Origin of the sequence: Candidatus Nitrosacidococcus tergens, assembly GCF_902810445.1 — a bacterium.
GTDB classification, from domain to species: Bacteria; Pseudomonadota; Gammaproteobacteria; order Nitrosococcales; family Nitrosococcaceae; genus Nitrosacidococcus; species Nitrosacidococcus tergens.
The window spans coordinates 660,180-677,886 of the sequence record NZ_LR778175.1; the positions used below are offsets into that span (position 1 = coordinate 660,180).

At 36.8% G+C, this 17,707-nt stretch carries 16 protein-coding genes; 4 read left to right on the forward strand and 12 right to left on the reverse strand.

Annotated features, from left to right (window positions below; all coding sequences use genetic code 11):
* Positions 1-10: 10 nt before the first annotated feature.
* From NSCAC_RS03225 to NSCAC_RS03245, 5 genes are read right to left on the reverse strand one after another with little or no spacing between them, the layout of a single operon-like run.
* The gene (locus NSCAC_RS03225; RefSeq protein WP_197744987.1) at positions 11-1,177 is read right to left on the reverse strand and encodes an ABC transporter permease; all 1,167 of its coding nucleotides are present in this window, start codon (positions 1,175-1,177) and stop codon (positions 11-13) included.
* 14 nt (positions 1,178-1,191) lie between these two features.
* Positions 1,192-2,358, reverse strand: a complete 1,167-nt coding sequence (locus NSCAC_RS03230; RefSeq protein WP_197744988.1) for an ABC transporter permease — start codon at positions 2,356-2,358, stop codon at positions 1,192-1,194.
* A gap of 22 nt (positions 2,359-2,380) precedes the next feature.
* A complete protein-coding gene (locus tag NSCAC_RS03235) occupies positions 2,381-3,046 on the reverse strand; it encodes an ABC transporter ATP-binding protein (RefSeq protein ID WP_197744989.1) in 666 nt (221 codons plus the stop codon).
* A gap of 12 nt (positions 3,047-3,058) precedes the next feature.
* Entirely contained in the window at positions 3,059-4,285 is a 1,227-nt protein-coding gene (locus NSCAC_RS03240; RefSeq protein WP_197744990.1) for an efflux RND transporter periplasmic adaptor subunit, read from the reverse strand.
* Between the two features lie 30 nt (positions 4,286-4,315).
* The gene (locus tag NSCAC_RS03245) at positions 4,316-4,972 is read right to left on the reverse strand and encodes a DedA family protein (protein ID WP_197744991.1); all 657 of its coding nucleotides are present in this window, start codon (positions 4,970-4,972) and stop codon (positions 4,316-4,318) included.
* Between the two features lie 93 nt (positions 4,973-5,065).
* Here NSCAC_RS03245 and NSCAC_RS03250 point away from each other — a divergent pair, with 93 nt between their 5' ends.
* The 4 genes from NSCAC_RS03250 to lpxB are packed head-to-tail and all read left to right on the forward strand — an operon-like array spanning position 5,066 to position 9,064.
* Positions 5,066-5,824 (forward strand): alpha/beta fold hydrolase, encoded by a 759-nt coding sequence (locus NSCAC_RS03250; protein ID WP_197744992.1) that lies wholly within the window; start codon positions 5,066-5,068, stop codon positions 5,822-5,824.
* A 16-nt stretch (positions 5,825-5,840) separates the two neighbouring features.
* Positions 5,841-6,788, forward strand: a complete 948-nt coding sequence (locus NSCAC_RS03255) for a Gfo/Idh/MocA family protein (RefSeq protein WP_197744993.1) — start codon at positions 5,841-5,843, stop codon at positions 6,786-6,788.
* 28 nt (positions 6,789-6,816) lie between these two features.
* Positions 6,817-7,920, forward strand: coding sequence for a DegT/DnrJ/EryC1/StrS family aminotransferase (locus NSCAC_RS03260; RefSeq protein ID WP_197744994.1), 1,104 nt, complete (start codon positions 6,817-6,819; stop codon positions 7,918-7,920).
* Positions 7,910-9,064, forward strand: coding sequence for a lipid-A-disaccharide synthase (lpxB, locus tag NSCAC_RS03265; protein WP_197744995.1), 1,155 nt, complete (start codon positions 7,910-7,912; stop codon positions 9,062-9,064). The genes NSCAC_RS03260 and lpxB overlap by 11 nt, the downstream gene beginning before the upstream one ends.
* Positions 9,065-9,070: 6 nt before the next feature.
* Here the strand turns inward: lpxB and lpxA are convergent, their stop codons facing one another.
* From lpxA to ispH, 7 genes are all read right to left on the reverse strand, one after another.
* Entirely contained in the window at positions 9,071-9,874 is an 804-nt protein-coding gene (gene lpxA / locus NSCAC_RS03270; RefSeq protein ID WP_232085981.1) for an acyl-ACP--UDP-N-acetylglucosamine O-acyltransferase, read from the reverse strand.
* 26 nt (positions 9,875-9,900) lie between these two features.
* Positions 9,901-10,689, reverse strand: coding sequence for a hydroxyacylglutathione hydrolase (locus NSCAC_RS03275; RefSeq protein WP_197744996.1), 789 nt, complete (start codon positions 10,687-10,689; stop codon positions 9,901-9,903).
* A 23-nt stretch (positions 10,690-10,712) separates the two neighbouring features.
* Positions 10,713-11,861, reverse strand: coding sequence for a flavodoxin/ferredoxin-dependent (E)-4-hydroxy-3-methylbut-2-enyl-diphosphate synthase (locus NSCAC_RS03280; RefSeq protein WP_197744997.1), 1,149 nt, complete (start codon positions 11,859-11,861; stop codon positions 10,713-10,715).
* A 136-nt stretch (positions 11,862-11,997) separates the two neighbouring features.
* Entirely contained in the window at positions 11,998-14,706 is a 2,709-nt protein-coding gene (locus NSCAC_RS03285) for an MMPL family transporter (RefSeq protein ID WP_197744998.1), read from the reverse strand.
* Between the two features lie 28 nt (positions 14,707-14,734).
* Positions 14,735-15,370, reverse strand: a complete 636-nt coding sequence (locus NSCAC_RS03290; RefSeq protein WP_197744999.1) for an ABC transporter substrate-binding protein — start codon at positions 15,368-15,370, stop codon at positions 14,735-14,737.
* A gap of 111 nt (positions 15,371-15,481) precedes the next feature.
* Entirely contained in the window at positions 15,482-16,600 is a 1,119-nt protein-coding gene (gene hpnH, locus NSCAC_RS03295; protein ID WP_197745000.1) for an adenosyl-hopene transferase HpnH, read from the reverse strand.
* A gap of 26 nt (positions 16,601-16,626) precedes the next feature.
* Positions 16,627-17,574: a 4-hydroxy-3-methylbut-2-enyl diphosphate reductase gene (gene ispH / locus NSCAC_RS03300; RefSeq protein WP_197745001.1), complete on the reverse strand. Its 948-nt coding sequence runs from the start codon at positions 17,572-17,574 to the stop codon at positions 16,627-16,629.
* Positions 17,575-17,707 lie beyond the last annotated feature (133 nt).

Below are 17,707 nucleotides of genomic sequence, written 5' to 3' on the forward strand. Positions count from 1 at the left end.
TAAATGTTATCTAAGCAGATCGTAAAGAATCTACAATATTCATTCTTGCTGCACGGACTGCAGGTAAAAATCCGCCTAGCAATCCCATAAATAAAGAGAAAATGATAGCTTGCTCCATAATTTTCTCTGTCAGAATAAAGCTAAAGGCAAGCTCAGAAAAGGTTTGCCAATTCATGGTGGAAATCGTAAAAAATTGCATAAATGAAGCAATAAATAAGCCTATTGCACCACCAATTAGACTCAAAGCAAGGGATTCTAAAAGAAAAGCAGATAAAATGCTGCTTCTTGGAAAACCAAGGGCACGAAGAGTGCCAATTTCTATGGTACGGTTTGCTACTGATGCATACATGGTAATCATGGCACCAATCATGGCACCAATGGAAAAAATAATACTCAAAGATATCCCTAAGACTTTTAAAAATCGAGACATCATTTCTGATTGTTCAGCATAAAAGGTAATTTCTCGTTTTGCTAAAATGGTCAACCGTTGATCGCTTTCTAAAAGGGTTTTAGTTTGTTCAAAAGCATTAGGATCGGCTAGTTTAAAAATAATAGAAGAATAAGCATTACGACGAAAGGCTTGCATGAGTTGATTTACATCCCCCCATACTTCAGAGCTAAATCCAGTTTTCCCTCCATCAAAAATACCCACAATAGTCCATTCATTCATACCAAGATGAATTTTATCTCCCACATGGGTATGGCTAAAGCTTTCAGCCAATTTATTACCTACAATGACTTCACTTGCTCCGGGGCGAAACATTCTTCCTTCAACAAGCCGAATTTGGGGGCGTAATGCCAGTCCTGCACTAGAAATCCCCCGAACGGTGACATTAGATGGCTTACCGGTCATTTTTTTAGGTAGCACAATCAATACAATGAGCTCTTTTGAAATGAGTCCTTCGCCTTGAGAGTCATAAGCTATTTTAGGTAGGCTAGTAATGATTCCTGCTTGTTCTCGATCAATAGTACTTTGTACTTCGGTTTCTGCTGCATGGCGAAGTACGATCATGTTATCTGGACTGCCAGTAGCAACTAAGGTTTCTTTTAAGCCAGCAGAGAGCATCAATACAGTGGTAAAAACGAAAACCACTAGACTCATACCAATAGCAGTCAGTAGGGTAGTAAGCTTACGTGTCCAAAGATTACGAATAATGTAGATAAAGGGGATCTTCATGAAAGATAAAGGAGCTAGCCAATATCTCGAAAACCGCTTAGGATAGGCGTAGTCGCTCCACGCCAAGCAGGAATTGCTGCTGCACTTATACCTACCATAATAGCAGCTCCAATAGAGAGCCAAGCAGTTTGGATGGTTACTCTGAAAATGGGAAAGAAAGTACCTATTTTAGTGACAAAAATATGAGCAGTAGGGTAAAGAAGAATCAGTCCTAAAATTCCTCCTGTGATAGCAATAATTAAAGATTCCCCGTACACGAGTAGGGCAATGTATTTGCCAGAAAACCCGAGTGCCTTTAAGGTAGCATATTCCCGTTTTCGTTCTCTAGCATTCATTGCCATCGTATTTGCCATAATTGCCATTATGATGATAATTACCAGAAATGAAACAATTTTAATTACGGTAACAATGGCTTCTGTCATGGCAACAAAACTAAGTTGAAAGACTTTTTCCGTTTCAGTTAGGGTTTCTGCAGGGGAATTTTTAAACTGGCTATCAATTTCCTGAGAAATTTTAGCCGCTTGGCTAGAATTCTCTAATCCAACGATATAAATTCCTACATGATCTATGTTTTCATTAGTCGCTTTATCTTCTTTGATCCGCTCGTTTAAATGTTGCCAATGAAACATAAATAGAGTTTCATCTACTCCCTTAGTCTCTCCTCGGTAAATTCCTCGAAGGACAAAATTCCAGTTTCCGGGGTAAATCACGCCTCGAATTGGGATCGTATCTCCAATTTTCCAGCCATATTTATTGGCCAACCGCTCTCCAGCTACCGCTCCCTGTCGATCAAGGAAAAAGGCTTTTTTCTGATCGGGAGGAAGTACATACTCAGGATAAAGATCGAGATAGCTTCGAGGCTCAATGGCAAATTGGGGAAAAAAGTTTTTTTCACTAATATAAATACCCCCAAACCAAACAGAATAACTCATGGCTGATACCCCTTTGGTTTGTTGAATTTTGTTTTTATAACTTAAAGGCAGGGGAAAAAGTAGAGAGATAGCATTGCGGGTAATTAAGCGTGCAGCTGAAGCCGATTCAGCTTTGCCATACCAAGCATCTACTACCGTACGTAATAAACCAAAAGCAATAATAGCAATCACAATACCAATTAGGGTAAGTAGGGTTCTCAATTTTTGCCGAAAGGCATTGCGAGTAATTAATAACAGTAAGTGAGACATGGGAAAGTAGCTTAAAGAATAATTACTGGTTAAGCACTCCCTTATCCAAATGTTTCACTAAGTGAGCACAATCTGCAGCTGTTTGATCGTGGGTGACCATAACAATAGTTTTGCCTAGATCTTGATTGAGTTGCTGTAGCAATTTAAGAATATCTTTTGCTGATTCCCGATCTAAATCTCCCGTAGGCTCATCGGCTACAATGAGGGTAGGATCAGTCACTAAAGCACGGGCAATAGCCACCCGCTGTTGCTGTCCACCTGAAAGTTGAGAAGGGTAGTGATCCATGCGATCTTTAAGTCCAACAATAGTAAGTACTAGAGCTGCATGTTCCTTTCTTTCTTTACGAGTTAGGTCAGTGAGGGATAAAGGTAACTCCACATTTTCATGCGCGGTAAGTACCGGCATTAAATTATAAAACTGGAAAATAAACCCTACGTGATCTGCTCGCCACCGTGCTAAATCTTTTTCTGCTAAGGTAGCAATATCTATCCCATCTACATATAAATGACCACTGCTTGGCGTATCAATCCCAGCTATTAAATTTAGTAAGGTACTTTTTCCAGAGCCAGAAGGACCCATCAAAGCAATAAATTCACCATCGGCAATGGTTAAATTAATATTTTCAAGGACAGGTACGGTTTGATTACCCCGTTGATAGAATTTACTGATTCCTTTTATTTCTACCATACATAATAGATACTAATCTGTAATAGGGAGAATGCGAGCGTTGTCTTTAAGTTTTTCCGGTGGGTTAATGACAACTTCATCATCTAGATTGAGTCCTTGTTTAAGCACTACAGAATCTCCCCAATTTTCTCCAAGTACTAAAGGAATTAAATGGGCAGTATTACCTTGAATCTGAAAGGCATAATTTTGATTATTTTTAGTAACGATAGCAGCTTTAGGAATGGTAGTACGAGAGGTTAAATCTTCTGGTGAAAGAGGTTGGGAAAGAAAGGACACTCTAGCACTCATATCAGGTAAAATTCGTTCATCTTGATCAATAAAACCAATTTTTACCAGTACCGTAGCTTTGGAGCGATCTACGGTGGGAACAATCATATGAACACGACCACGAATACGCTTATCCGGAAAGGCATCGAACTGAATCTGGCAAGGTTGGTGGATTTTTACTTGCATCAAGTTAGCTTCTGACACATCTGCCTCTACTTGTAAGGTACTCATATCAGCCATAGAAACTACCGCTCCTTTCGATTGAGTAGCTGGGGAGAGAGGAACAATCACATCACCTACATCAGCGTGTTTTTCCAAGATAACCCCGTTAAAGGGAGCACGGATCAAAGTATATTCTACAGCAACTTTAGCTGCTCGGTAGGCTGCTTTAGCGGCAATAATAGCCGCTTTTGCACTTTGAACAACTGCTTTTGCCGTGTTATAACGAGCTTCAGCCGCATCATATTCAGATTGGGTTGCAAGCTTTCTCTTTGTTAAATTGACTAACCTAGCTAGCTCAATTCTTGCATTCTCTAGCTCAGTTTGAGCTTGTAATAACTCAGCTTCGGCAACAGCCACATTAGCTTCAGCTTGTGCTTGTGCTGCCAGTACATCTTGGTTTTCTAACTGAGCAATAATATCTCCTTTTTTTATATAGTCTCCTTCCTCAACATTTAATACTTCTAATTGCCCAGTGCCTTTAGAAGCAATATCTGCTTTGGTTTGAGGCACTACATAGCCAGTGGCATTAAACAGAGTGTAATTTTGAGCAGGATAGACTTGGGAAATGGTACTAATTTTTACCTTAATTCCCTTATGGAAAAACTGAATATAAAGAAAAGATATAATACTAATGAATAGAAAAACAAAAATAACTAACCATTTATACTTTTTTTTAGGTGGTGATTTTATTTGAGATTTATTATTTTTATCCCCATGGCGAGTAATCTTTAGCTTTTCTAACTCCTCCATGAAACTATGAATTATCTAAAGTATTTTTATTTAGCTTATTTTTTTTACTTTCTGCCACTTTGCTCTAGCAATTTCTATCACCATAGGCAGGATAGAGAGGAAAATAATACCTAAAATAACTTTTTCAAAATTATTTTTTACAAAGGTGTTATTTCCAAACCAATAGCCAGCAAAGATAAGTAATAGAACCCATAGACCACCACCAACAACGTTGTAGGAAATAAATTTCCTATAGTGCATATAGCCAATACCAGCAACAAATGGAGCAAAGGTTCTTACAATGGGAACAAAGCGGGCTAGAATAATCGTTTTTGCTCCATATTGCTCAAAAAAATTATGAGTTTTATTTAAATATTTAGGATTAACTAGCGGCTTTCCTCTAAAGTGCCAATCTAATACTTTATACCCAAATAGTTTGCCAATAGTATAATTAACAGTATCTCCTAAAATAGCTGCAGTAATGAGTAAAATAAATGCTATCCATATATTTAATCCATCTTCATGGGCTGTAAAAACACCTACAGTAAATAGTAAGGAATCTCCAGGAAGAAGAGGCATAATTACTAGACCAGTTTCAATAAAAATGATTAAAAATAAAATTGCATATACCCATATTCCATACTGAGCAAGCATAGTACCCAAGTGAGTATCAAAATGGAGAAAGAAACTCAAGAAATGGCTTAACATAAGTGTAATAAAAAATTATGTTTTAAAGTTCTGAAGACAGATTTTAATTTATTTTTACGCTTAAATTAAAAAAGTAGAGAAAAAAGAATACTTATGCCATTTTATTATCAATCTCAAGGGGAAGGTGCTCCTTTAGTTATCTTACATGGTCTATTTGGTTCTATGGGTAACTGGCGTAGTATAGCATCTAAATTATCAAGTGATTTCAAGGTAATTACGCTTGATTTACCTAACCATGGTTATTCTCCTGCACAGGATTTTTTTAACTATCAGACCTTAGCACAAGATATTGCTTATTTTCTAATTGAAAATAACTTTAGTCCAGCTATTTTACTTGGTCATTCTTTTGGTGGAAAAATTGCGATGCAATGTGCTTTAGATTTTCCCAATCAGGTAAGTGGTCTAATTGTAGTAGATATTGCTCCTAGAGCTTATAATCCCTCTCATAATTTTATTTTTGATGCCTTAATCTCATTAGATCTTTCGTACTACGGCAGCCGATCTGAGATTGATAAAGCTCTTTCTTTAAAGATTCCGGATATGAAAGTACGGCAGTTTTTATTAATGAACTTAGAGAAAACCAAAGAATCTTATTCTTGGCGTATTAATCTGGTTAATTTAAGGAATAATTATCAAGCAATTTGTGCACCTATTACAGGAAACTACCCGTATAAAGGTAAAAATTTGTTTATAAAGGGAGAAAATTCTAGCTATATTGCTGCAGATGATGAACAAGAAATTTATTGTTGGTTTCCTTATGGAAGTATTTACTCTATCCCTAATACAGACCATTGGGTGCATGCCGATTCCCCTAAGTTATTTTTAGAGGCTATACTAGCATTTCTAAAATAATATCTTGTTTATCAAAATGGCTTTTAAGCAGGAAAAAATAAGAACAGCAGTAATTGGAGTAGGCTATTTAGGGAAATTTCACGCCCAAAAATATGCTCACTTACCTCATTCAGATTTTATCGCTGTTGTAGATATTGACGATGATTCAGCCCACCGCACTGCCCAAGAGTATGGTGTGCTCGCTTTTACTGATTATCGTGATTTATTTGGAAAAGTAGATGCAGTTAGTATCGTAGTTCCTACCGAGTATCACTATCAAGTGACTAAGGACTGTTTAGAAGCAGGTATCCATATCCTATTAGAAAAACCTATTACTCCTACCCTTGAACAAGCCGATGCTCTCATTCAGATAGCAAAAGAAAATAAATTGATTTTTCAAATAGGGCACTTAGAACGATTTAATGCAACCACCCTTGCCCTTAAGGAATTTATTGACAATCCGAGGTTTATTGAATCTCATAGACTTGCCCTTTTTAATCCTAGAGGAACAGACGTTAGCGTCATATTGGATTTAATGATTCATGATATTGATATTATTTTAAGCATCGTCAACGCACCTGTTAAAGAAATTCGTGCTAATGGAGAATCGGTACTTACTCGAGATACAGATATTGCTAACGCTCGGATTTTGTTTAAAAATAACTGTGTTGCTAATGTAACCGCTAGTCGAATCAGTATGAAAATACAACGTAAAATGAGAATCTTTCAAAAAAATGCTTATATTTCCGTAGACTTTCTTAAAAAGAAGTTAAGTATTTTCCGTAAAGGTACAAGAGAATCTTTTCCAGGAATACCAGAAATTACAAGTAAGGTACATTATTTTGATCGTAGTGATGCAATTATGTCTGAAATTGATTCTTTTTTACAGACCATCATCACACATAGTAACCCAGTAGTAGGTGGACAAGAAGGTAGGGAAGCACTTGCAGTAGCACTTCAAATTAGCCATCTACTTAAAAATTAAAAATAAAATTAATTTAGAAAAATATTCTATGCTACCCATGGTAGATTTAAAGGCACAGTATCAGGTGCTTAAGGAAGAACTTAATGAAGCAGTATTACACACTTTAGCTAATGGTCAATTTATCCTTGGTCCTAATGTAGAAGATTTTGAAAAGGAAGCAGCAGCCTATTTAGGTGCACAATATGCTATCAGTGTTGCCTCTGGTACGGATGCACTTCATTTAGCACTCATTGCTGCAGGAGTTAAAGCTGGAGATGAAGTGATTACCTCTCCATTTACTTTTATTGCTACGGCGGAGGCCATTTGCTATGTGGGAGCTCATCCAGTATTTGTAGATATTGATGAAAAAACGTTTAATCTAGATACTAATCAAGTAGAAGCAGCGATTACTCCTGTTACTCGAGCTATTTTACCCGTACATTTATTTGGACAGGGGGCAAATATGGTTCATTTGGAAACAATTTCTGCTCAATATGGATTATCTATTATAGAGGATTGTGCCCAATCTTTTGGTGCAGAGATTAATGGAAAAAAAACAGGTACGCTAGGATTTGCTGGATGTTTTAGTTTTTTTCCAAGTAAAAATTTAGGCTGTTACGGAGATGGTGGACTTATTACTACCTCTTCAAAAGAGGTTTCTGATCACCTTAAAGTCCTTAGAAATCATGGAAGCTCAAAGCGCTACCATCATATAAAATTAGGATTTAATAGTCGTTTAGATGAATTACAAGCAGTGATTCTACGAGTCAAACTAAAGTACATTGATCAATTTAATAAAGCAAGAAATCAAATCGCGCAACAATATACTGAAACACTTACTAATCTACCCTATTGTATCCCTCCTTATAAGGAAACAGGAAATACTCATGTCTATCACCAATATACCTTACTCTCTCCCTATCGAGATGAAATAATGAAAGCACTAACGGTGCAGCATATTACCTCTGCTATTTACTATCCTATTCCATTACACCAACAAGTTGTTTTTCAACAAATATATCAAGATGTACACTTCCCAGTCAGCGAGAAAGTTGCAAAACAATGCTTATCTTTACCTATTTTCCCAGAAATGAGTGAGTCTCAGATAGAGCAAGTACTTAACGTTGTTCAAGGTGTGCTATTTGGAAAATGATCAGCACCCACAGCTAGTCGCTATTGTTGCGGGAGAGGCTTCTGGAGATCATCACGGTGCTGATTTAGTTTCTAAAATACTAGCAACTTCATCTAAGTCGATTCGTTTTTGTGGTATTGGCGGATCTCATATGAAAGCCGCTGGGGTAGAAATATTACATAACTCAGCTCATCTAGCAGTGATAGGGCTAGTAGAGATTCTTTCTCACTTTAGAAAAGTTTATAAAGTATTACGAAAGATGCGGCAATTTCTTAAAGAAAGTCGCCCTGATTTGTTAATTCTAATAGATTATCCAGAGTTTAACTTACGGCTTGCTAAAACTGCAAAACAGCTCGGAATAAAAGTTCTGTATTATATCAGCCCTCAGATATGGGCATGGCGAGAGTACCGAGTTCATCAAATTAAAAAATTGGTGGATATGATGGCAGTTATTTTCCCTTTTGAGGTACCATTTTATGATCGAGCAGGAGTACCAGTATGTTTTGTGGGGCACCCTTTAAAAAACAAGGTAAAGAGTAATTTAACTCGCAATAAAGCACTCACTAAATTTGGATTGGAGTCTCACCATCTAACCTTAGGGTTATTTCCTGGGAGCAGAAAAAGTGAAATAAAGCGAATCTTACCTATATTAATTCAAGCCGCAGAGAAAATTTCTTTAAAAATACCTAATACTCAATACTTGTTGCCCTTGGCATCAACACTAACTGAAACTGAATTAGCTCCTTATTTAGCAAAAAGTACAGTGCCTATTAAAGTAATTTCTCATTGTCCTTATGATGTAATGGTAGCTTGCGATAGTATTATTGCAGCTTCGGGAACAGTTACTTTGGAAATTGCTTTAATTGGTGCTCCTATGATTGTAGTTTATAAAGTAAAAGCTTTTACCTATTGGATAGGGCGTTTACTAATTAAAGTAAAGTATATTGCTCTTTGTAATATTATTGCAGAGGAACTGGTAGTTCCTGAGCTTATTCAAGCAGAGGCCTCACCAGAACATATAGCTGAAGAAACTCTAAACTTACTACAGAATGAAAATAAGGTCAAAGCTATGAAAGAAAAATTTGAATTTGTTAAAGCTAGATTAGAGATACCATCACAGATAAATATAAGTAATCTTGCTTTAGAGATGCTAAATACCGTTTAGATTTAATTATTTTTGATCCTCCTTTTCTATAGCAAAGCGATGAAACCCTCGTTTTGATTTCACTAAAAGCCAATCTCTAAGATAAGTAATTTCTGGTGTATTCTCTAAATTGCTTAAATCTCTATTACCATTTCGTAGCTGCCAAAAAGCTTGCTCTAGTATTTGATAGCGGTGACCCTGAATACCGCCACGACGCAGCCCTACTACATTTAATCGGTAATGAGACACTGGATGACCACCTACAATAGTATAAGGAAAAACATCTTGACCTACAGAGCCGTTTCCCTGTACCATCACATAAGCACCTATCCTTGCATGTTGGTGTATGACTGAAGATCCCCCTAATACTGCCCGATCACCTATTTCTACATGACCACCTAGTAAAGCATTATTAGTCAGAATAACATGATTACCAATAGAGCAATCATGGGCAATATGGCTATATGCCATGAAATAGCCATCGTTTCCTATTTTGGTAGGGCAATTTGGATGAGTTGATCGATGAATCGTCACTCCTTCTCGTAAAATATTACGATCCCCAATAGAGACCCATGTTTCTATATTTTTATCAAAAGAAAGATCCTGAGGAAGATCGCCAATAACGACATAACTATGAATTTTATTTTGAGCACCTAACTGTACATAGGGATGAATAACTATATGAGAGCCGATACTCGTTCCATCTCCTATTGTCACTGGAGCATGGATAACTGTATAGGGACCTACTGTAACATTTTGTCCTAATGTAGCATTTGGATCAATGATTGCTGTAGGGTGAATACTCATGGTAGAGAAATTAGCTTGTAGCATGTTTAAACAAGTAAAACATTACTACACTACCAAACGTTTCTTAGCTCTCTTAGTTTTAAGAAAATTGTTTCAGGGTTAACATCAGCTAAATCAGAAAAAATTTTTTGCAGATTATTAACAATAGATAAACTATGCAAACGAAAAAAAGTATTAATTTCTTTCTCTAGCCCTAGGGTAGATACAAAAGGATTATTAGGATCTTGATTCTGTATTTTTCGCAATAAGGATTCCGCTTTTTGGTTATCTGCTTCGTAATGGAGAGTAAAGTTTAAATTATTCACAATATATTCATGACCTGGATAGATCAGAGTACTATCGGGAAGTTTAGTAAGTTGATTAATAAACGTATGATAAAGTACGCTTGGATTTCCTCCATTGTGACAATTGCCTGCACCTGCATTAAACAATGTATCACCGCAAAAAAGAGCAGGGGTATCAGTATGAGCATATAAACAAATATGACTTAGAGTATGTCCAGGTGTATCTAATACTTCTAACTCAACAGTTTTACCAACAGTAACTATATCCCCAGCATTTAATCCCCAATTAATACCTTGAATTTTATTTTTTGCATTACTATGAGCAAGCAATTTAGCGTTAGTTTGAGTGATCAGTTTTTGATTACCCCCTATATGATCTCCATGCTCATGGGTATTTAATATTTGGGTAATTTGCCATCCATGATTTTTAGCTATTGCTAAACATTTAGTGTAGTCAAGAGGGTCAATTGCAAGAGCTTCACCCGTTTCTGGGCAGGCAATAAGATAATTAAAATTGCGATAAGCATTCCCTGTCCAAATCTGTTCAATAATCATGGGCTACTCTTAAAGCAGTTTAGTTATACTGGAGATTTAGTTTTTTTAGCAATAATTAAATCAAGCTCTTGTTTTAGCCGAGGAAGAATCTCAGTGTATCGAAAACTTCCTAAAGTTTCTGTTCCTTTCTTAAGATTTACTGCTTTAGGACCACACCAAAGTCCGAGATCTGCATCATCTGTTTCTCCGGGACCATTGACTCGACACCCCATTACAGCGATGGTTACTGCATAGTCTGCAGCGTATTCTGTCATTGCTTTTACTTCTTGAGCTAGCTCAATAAACGCTTCATTTTCCACTCGAGAACAGCTTGGGCAGCTAATAATATTTAAGCTCTTAAGCCCATAGTCCACTACACTACGCACTCGACCTGCAGCAATATCAGCAATAATTTTTCGCCCTGCTTCTATCTCTTCACCTTTACGATCGAAAGGTAGGGTAAGGGATACTCGTACAGTGTCTCCAATACCTCGACTAATAAGCTGTTCGAAAGCAATTCTAGTTTTGATAATTCCATCCGGTGGCATACCCGCCTCTGTTACTCCTAAATGAAGAGGAATATCTGGACGTTCATCGGCAAAACGTTTATTTAGCTCAATAACTTTACTGGGATCAGAATCCTTCAAAGAAACACAATATCGAGTAAACCCTAGACCATCGAGGAACGTACAGTGATCAAAAGCACTGGCAAGCATAGGGGAGATTGAATCTCCTTCAGGAAATTCTGCAGCTTTATTTGGATCTACCGATCCACCATTCACTCCAATTCGAATAGCACAGTTATTTTCTCCAGCCACATCTACAAGGAATTTTACTTTATCCTGCCAAGGTTTATTTTTTTCATGGTGGTATAAGTGCCCAGGATTATAGCGGATTTTATCTACATGAGGTGCCACATCTTTAGCAAGACGGTAATTTTCTTGCAAATCAACGGATAAATTGGCTTCTGTTTGAGAGCGAATTTCTGCAAGTGCTTCTACATCTTTTTTTGTATCTGCGGCAATACGAATGATATCTGCTCCTGCTGCAACTAAATTACTTACTTGCTTAGTAGTTGCTTCTATATTTTGTGTATGAGTAGCACACATGCTCTGTACCGCAATTGGATTTCCATCACCAATGGTGATACTACCAATAACGACAGCTCGAGTAGGGTTACGTGGCAATTTCAAGATTTACTCTCCTTTAAACTTAAACATCTTAGAAAAGATTTTTTATGAATTATTAAATAATAGTGTGTTACTAATATAGCTATCAAAATTGTTCAAGAGAGCCTATGAAAAATTCGTCTATATTTCCCTATTCCCCTTATTGTAAAGAAGTAGATTTCTCTGAATTTGAAGTAAGTAATGCAGGAAGCAAAATCAATGTACACAATAGAGTAAATACAATGCCAATAGTAAGAATTAATCCCATACTAGCCATTCCTGGATGAGAAACTAGCAGTAAATTACCAAGGCTAAACATAGTAGTTAGGGTAGTAAATACTAAAGCACGGCTTGTACTAGTACGAAGTAGATCATTTCGATCACCAGGGGCTTGTCGTACTCTCTCTACCATATAAATACCGCTATCTACACCCACGCCAAGTAGCAAAGGCAAAGCAACTACATTAGCAAAATTAAAATAAATATGAAATGTAGCCATAGCAGTGCTTAATAATAAACCCGCAAGTGCAAGAGGTACTAAGACTAATAAGACATCTTTAATACTACGTAGCAAAAGAAATAATACAACTATAATTGCAAAAAGTGCATAAGAGAAAGCATGTTGTAAAGCATCAACAATTGCTTCCCCAGATCTAAGTTGAAGCACTAAGGGGCCCGTTGCACTAGGAGATATTTCATGAATTTTATTTACAAATCCACGTAAAGACTGAAGATCATCAACATTAAAATCTTTTGTAGGAAAAATTTCTACTCGATGAGTACCATCTGCTGTGATCCAACGATCTATGAGATCAGAGGGTAAAGTATCCATCGTAACTGCTTCGGCCTTTAGAGAGTTTTGTAGCTGGCTTAAGTTCTCAGGTAATGTACCTAGTAAATTGTGCTCTAGGCGGAGTAATGTTTGTTTCTGAGTAGCTTGATCTTCCTGTTCAATAGTAGAAACCAGATATTGGATATCCTCTTCAAGACGTTGAATTGCCAAAAAATCCTTAGGGGAAGGATCTTTGAAATAAGAATCTAAAGTATGAAGAAATATATCTAAAGTAGACAGAACTTGCCTAGAATCTGGATCAGCACTTGGTTTTATTGATGCATCTAATAAAAGTGGACCTACAAGTAAACTTAAATCATCAATAATCTCTAGCTTTTCTTCTTGATTATCAGGTACAAAATCTTCAGCAGTGATTACTTTGTCTACTGAATCTATTCTTTTAGCTCTCTGGGAAATTTTTTGGGCTTCTTCAGCATTAGAAGCAAGCACAATTGCGCTCCACATAGGAATAGTTTCAGTTTTCATCAGCTGTCTTATAGTAGAAACTGATTCTGAATTAGGATTGCGCAAATTAAGCGGATCATAATCAAATCTTACTTGAAGTAGAAAGGGTAGGGTTGCTAACCCTAATATTAACCCTCCTAAGAGAATTTGTTTCCTATACTGTAATGGCCAGCTATATATAAAATCAAATTTACCTTGAGTCTTTGATTCGTAGATATTTGGGATATTTTTAACAGGCAAATAACGTAGTATGGCGGGTAGAAGGAGTAAAGTAAGGCTTAAGTTAATAACCATTCCTGTGCCTGCGATTAAGCCTAATTCAGAGACACCAGAGAATTTAGTAGGGATAAATGAATAAAAACCAATCATGGTAGTAATAGCGCATAATATAAGAGCAATTCCAGTTTCAGATGCTGTTACTTTCAATGCCCTTAGCCTATTTGCCCCCTGATTTACAAGCTGCTGATAGCGCATACAAAATTGAATATCGTATTCAGTACTTAATCCAATATAAAGTACACCAAACGCAGTTGAAATAATATTGAGATGCCCGATATAAAATGCAGCAAACCCTGCAGTTAGGATGAGACCAACTACTAACCCTAATAAGATAGTAAGTGCAAAAGCACCTGATCGAAGCCCTATATATAATAAGGTCCCTGTCATGATTAGTGCTAAAATCCCAGCAAGTGTGTTTCCTGTCAGAGCACTTTCTAATTCTTCATGGGCAAGGCCTACATCACCGGTAAGTCGTATTCTCACTCCGTGTTCAGGATCTAGATGAAGAGATTTAGCAACGTCTCGAATTACATCAATGGCATCCTTTGCAGGCAGCATTTGATTATAATCCATCTGAGGCTGCACAATAATAAACTGGCGTTCTCCGCTTTTTGATAAGGAAGATCCACGATTCATAAGGTCTTGCCAAGAAAGCAAATGATCCTGCCCTTTTAAGGTGCTTTCTATAGTTTCATTAATAGAGGAGAAAATCGATTCTAAATCAAGGGTGGTTTCTTTTTTCTGCTTAGCAGAAATAATATCATCAAGCATCCCAAAGAAATTATTTAATGTGAGATCCTGAGTCAGTTTACCTAGAAACGGTTGTGCCTCTGCTAGATTATCTGCTACGGTATCTAGATCTTTGAGATCTAGATAAATTAATCCATTACGTTTGAAGAAATCATTTGATTCAGGTGCATAAATACTTTTAACTAGAGAATTTTTCTCAAGTGCATTAGTAAGCTGTTTAGTCGCATCCCAAGTATGTTCTGGAATATCCCCTTCAACAAGGATGAGTAAAGTATCTTGATATTGAGGAAATAACTTATCGTAATTTTTGCTTGCTATGCGAAAAGGGAGATCTGGAGCCAGGATATTTCCTGTATCCATATCTACACCTAAATGCCCTGATACATAAAAAAGCACCCACCCTGTGAATAGGAGGGTAGATATGATAATCCAAAGGGAAAAACGATAAACTACACTAATGCACCGGGTGATAAAATTAGTAACAAAATGGCTAGCAGCCTTAGCGAAAGAATTTTCCTTCTCTCTTAGCAAATGATCAGACATAATAGAGGATAGCTTTTATATTAAAACTCTACTTACCTTCCTTAGCAATTGCAGCTTCTCGATACTGTTTACTTTTCTCTTTAACCTGATCAAGTAACGCATCATAGCCTTGTGTTTTAATGACTTGACGATATTCAGTTCTCCTAACTGCTAAATCACTTACCCCATCGGCAATTACATTGACGATACGCCAGTTACCATCTATATTTCTCAGAAGATAGTCAAATGTAACATTGGTATCATCATGGTTAGTTAGCTTACTTCTAACTCGTATTCCTCCATTTTTAAGGGGATACTCACCTTCAATATTAAATTCTTCATTACTATAACCATCAAAGTGACGTGCGTAATCGGAAACAGATAAAATTTGAAATGCATCAACAAATTGGATGCTCTGCTCATCTGTAAGAGACTTCCAAGAGGATCCAAGGGTGTAGCGAGCAATAAATGGAATATCTAAAGTTTCTGTTACTACAGGTAAGAGTTGTTTATAGCGACCATCAAAACCTAGTTTCTTAGCATTTTTCATCACAGATAAAAGCTCTACTTGTAATTTGTCAATAACTGAAGAAGGCGTATCTGCAAAGGTTGAGGGAGCTATTAACAAAAATACAATACCTATAAATAGTGATATAACCCTCATTCCTGCTAACTTTCGATTCATAGTGCTGTTTTTAATTCCGTATAATATAATTACAGTTATTAATGATGATAGCTAAAACCTACAGAGCTTTTGCTTGTTGTAATAGTTAGATATCTCTTAATTAAATGAGATTTAAGAAATATCTCCTCTCTTCTGAGATAAATGTGTTTCCATTGGTGTTGGAGAGGTTGTTTGTTTTTGTGAGTATTTAATTGGAAGCTCTGGAACCAAGGGACCTTTTAATTTAGGGCCTCGTAGAAATACAGAAAACGCTTTTATAGGATGTGCCATCGTGTCATTCACTGCAGTAGGTTCATAACCACAGTGAGCCATACAGTTAGCACATTTAGGATGATTTCCTGTGCCATATCTCTCCCATTCTGTCTCTTCCATTAATGCTTTAAATGTAGGAGCATATCCCCCTTCTGAGAACAGATAACAAGGTTTTTGCCAACCAAAAATATTACGGGTAGGATTACCCCAAGGAGTACACTGATAGCTTTGATTTCCCGCTAAAAAATCTAAGAAAAGACTAGATTGATTAAATCTCCACTTGTGCCCTTTACCAAGACGAAAAATATCTCTAAATAAGCGTTTACTTGCAGCTCGTTGGAGAAAAATATCCTGTCTAGGGGCATGCTCATAGCTATATCCTGGAGAAATAGTGACGCCTTCTACACCCAATCCCATACAGTAATCGAAAAATTCAGCCACCTTTTTAGAATCTGCATTTTGAAATAGAGTACAATTTATAGTGACCCTAAATCCCCGATCAAGACATAATTTAATCGCTGTGACTGCTCGATCAAATACACCCTCTTGGCATACAGAGGCATCATGTTCTTCTTTTAAACCATCTAGATGAACTGAAAAAGTAAGATAAGGTGATGGCGTATAATCTTTTAATCTTTTAGACAAAAGAAGTGCGTTGGTACACAAATATACAAATTTTTTCCGCTTAATAATACCCTCAACGATTTGAGGCATTTCTTTATGTAGCAGAGGTTCCCCTCCAGGGATTGATATAACAGGAGCACCACATTCATCTACTGCGTTAAGACATTCTTGAGCACTTAAGCGTTTGGCTAAAGTTTCATCTGGATAGTCTATTTTTCCGCAACCAGCACAAGCCAAGTTACATTGAAAAAGAGGTTCAAGCATTAATACTAAGGGATAACGTTTTACGCCTCGTAATTTTTGCTCTAAAATATACTTGCCGACTCGATATTGTTGGATTAAAGGTATACCCATAATTGTGTTGTTCCTCTACAAAGAGTTTAGGTGAAATTCGTGGCTTTTTCAGATCGGAGTAGTGATGAAGGGAGACGGAAGTTTACGGACTCTTGCACTCCATCCCAATTCTTAACTTCATTTACACCGTAATTGTGTAGTTTATCTAAAACTTCCTGTACAAGGATTTCTGGTGTTGAAGCTCCGGCAGTAATTCCTACTCTAGCTTGCGGAGTAAACCAACCGAAGTCTATATCTTGGCTATCTTGGATAAGGTAAGAAGCAACCCCACTTTGCTCACCTACTTCCCGTAGACGATTAGAATTTGAGCTATTTCGTGCTCCCACGACTAAAAGAACATCTATTTCTTTGCTTATTTCTCGAACTGCATTTTGACGATTCTGGGTAGCATAACAAATATCATCAAGACCAGGACCATGAATATCAGGAAAGCGTTTTTTAAGTGCTTCTACCACATCTCGAGTATCATCAATACTTAAAGTAGTTTGGGTTACATAAGCAATCTGCTTTGGATCCTTAACTTCTAATTTTTCAACTTCTTCAACAGACTCTACAATATAAACAGTGCCGCTAACTCGTCCACGAGTACCTTCTACTTCTGGATGACCTACATGCCCAATAATAATAAGCTCATCTCCTTGACGATGATATTTTTGAGCTTGTAAGTGAACTTTAGTAACTAACGGGCAAGTTGCATTAATTGCGTATAAGTTACGAAGTTTTGCAGCTTCTACTACAGCAGTAGCAACTCCATGAGCACTAAAAATAACTACTGATTCTGAAGGGATAGAGTTTAAATTTTCAGTAAAAATAACTCCTCGCTGCTGTAAATCTTGAATTACATGTTGGTTATGGACAATTTCATGTAGCACGTAAATAGGCGCACCATGAATTTCTAATGCACGCTCAACAACTTCAATAGCACGCACTACACCAGCACAAAAGCCCCGAGGCTGAGAAAGGGTAACTTCCATAAACTATATTTATTGCCTTTGTAGTGTACAGTTAATAATTAACTTTAGATAAAAATAAAAACTTGTATATTATATACAAAATAATCTGGTCATAGACTACTATAATTAATTAGTCTAATATCTTCAATATTGC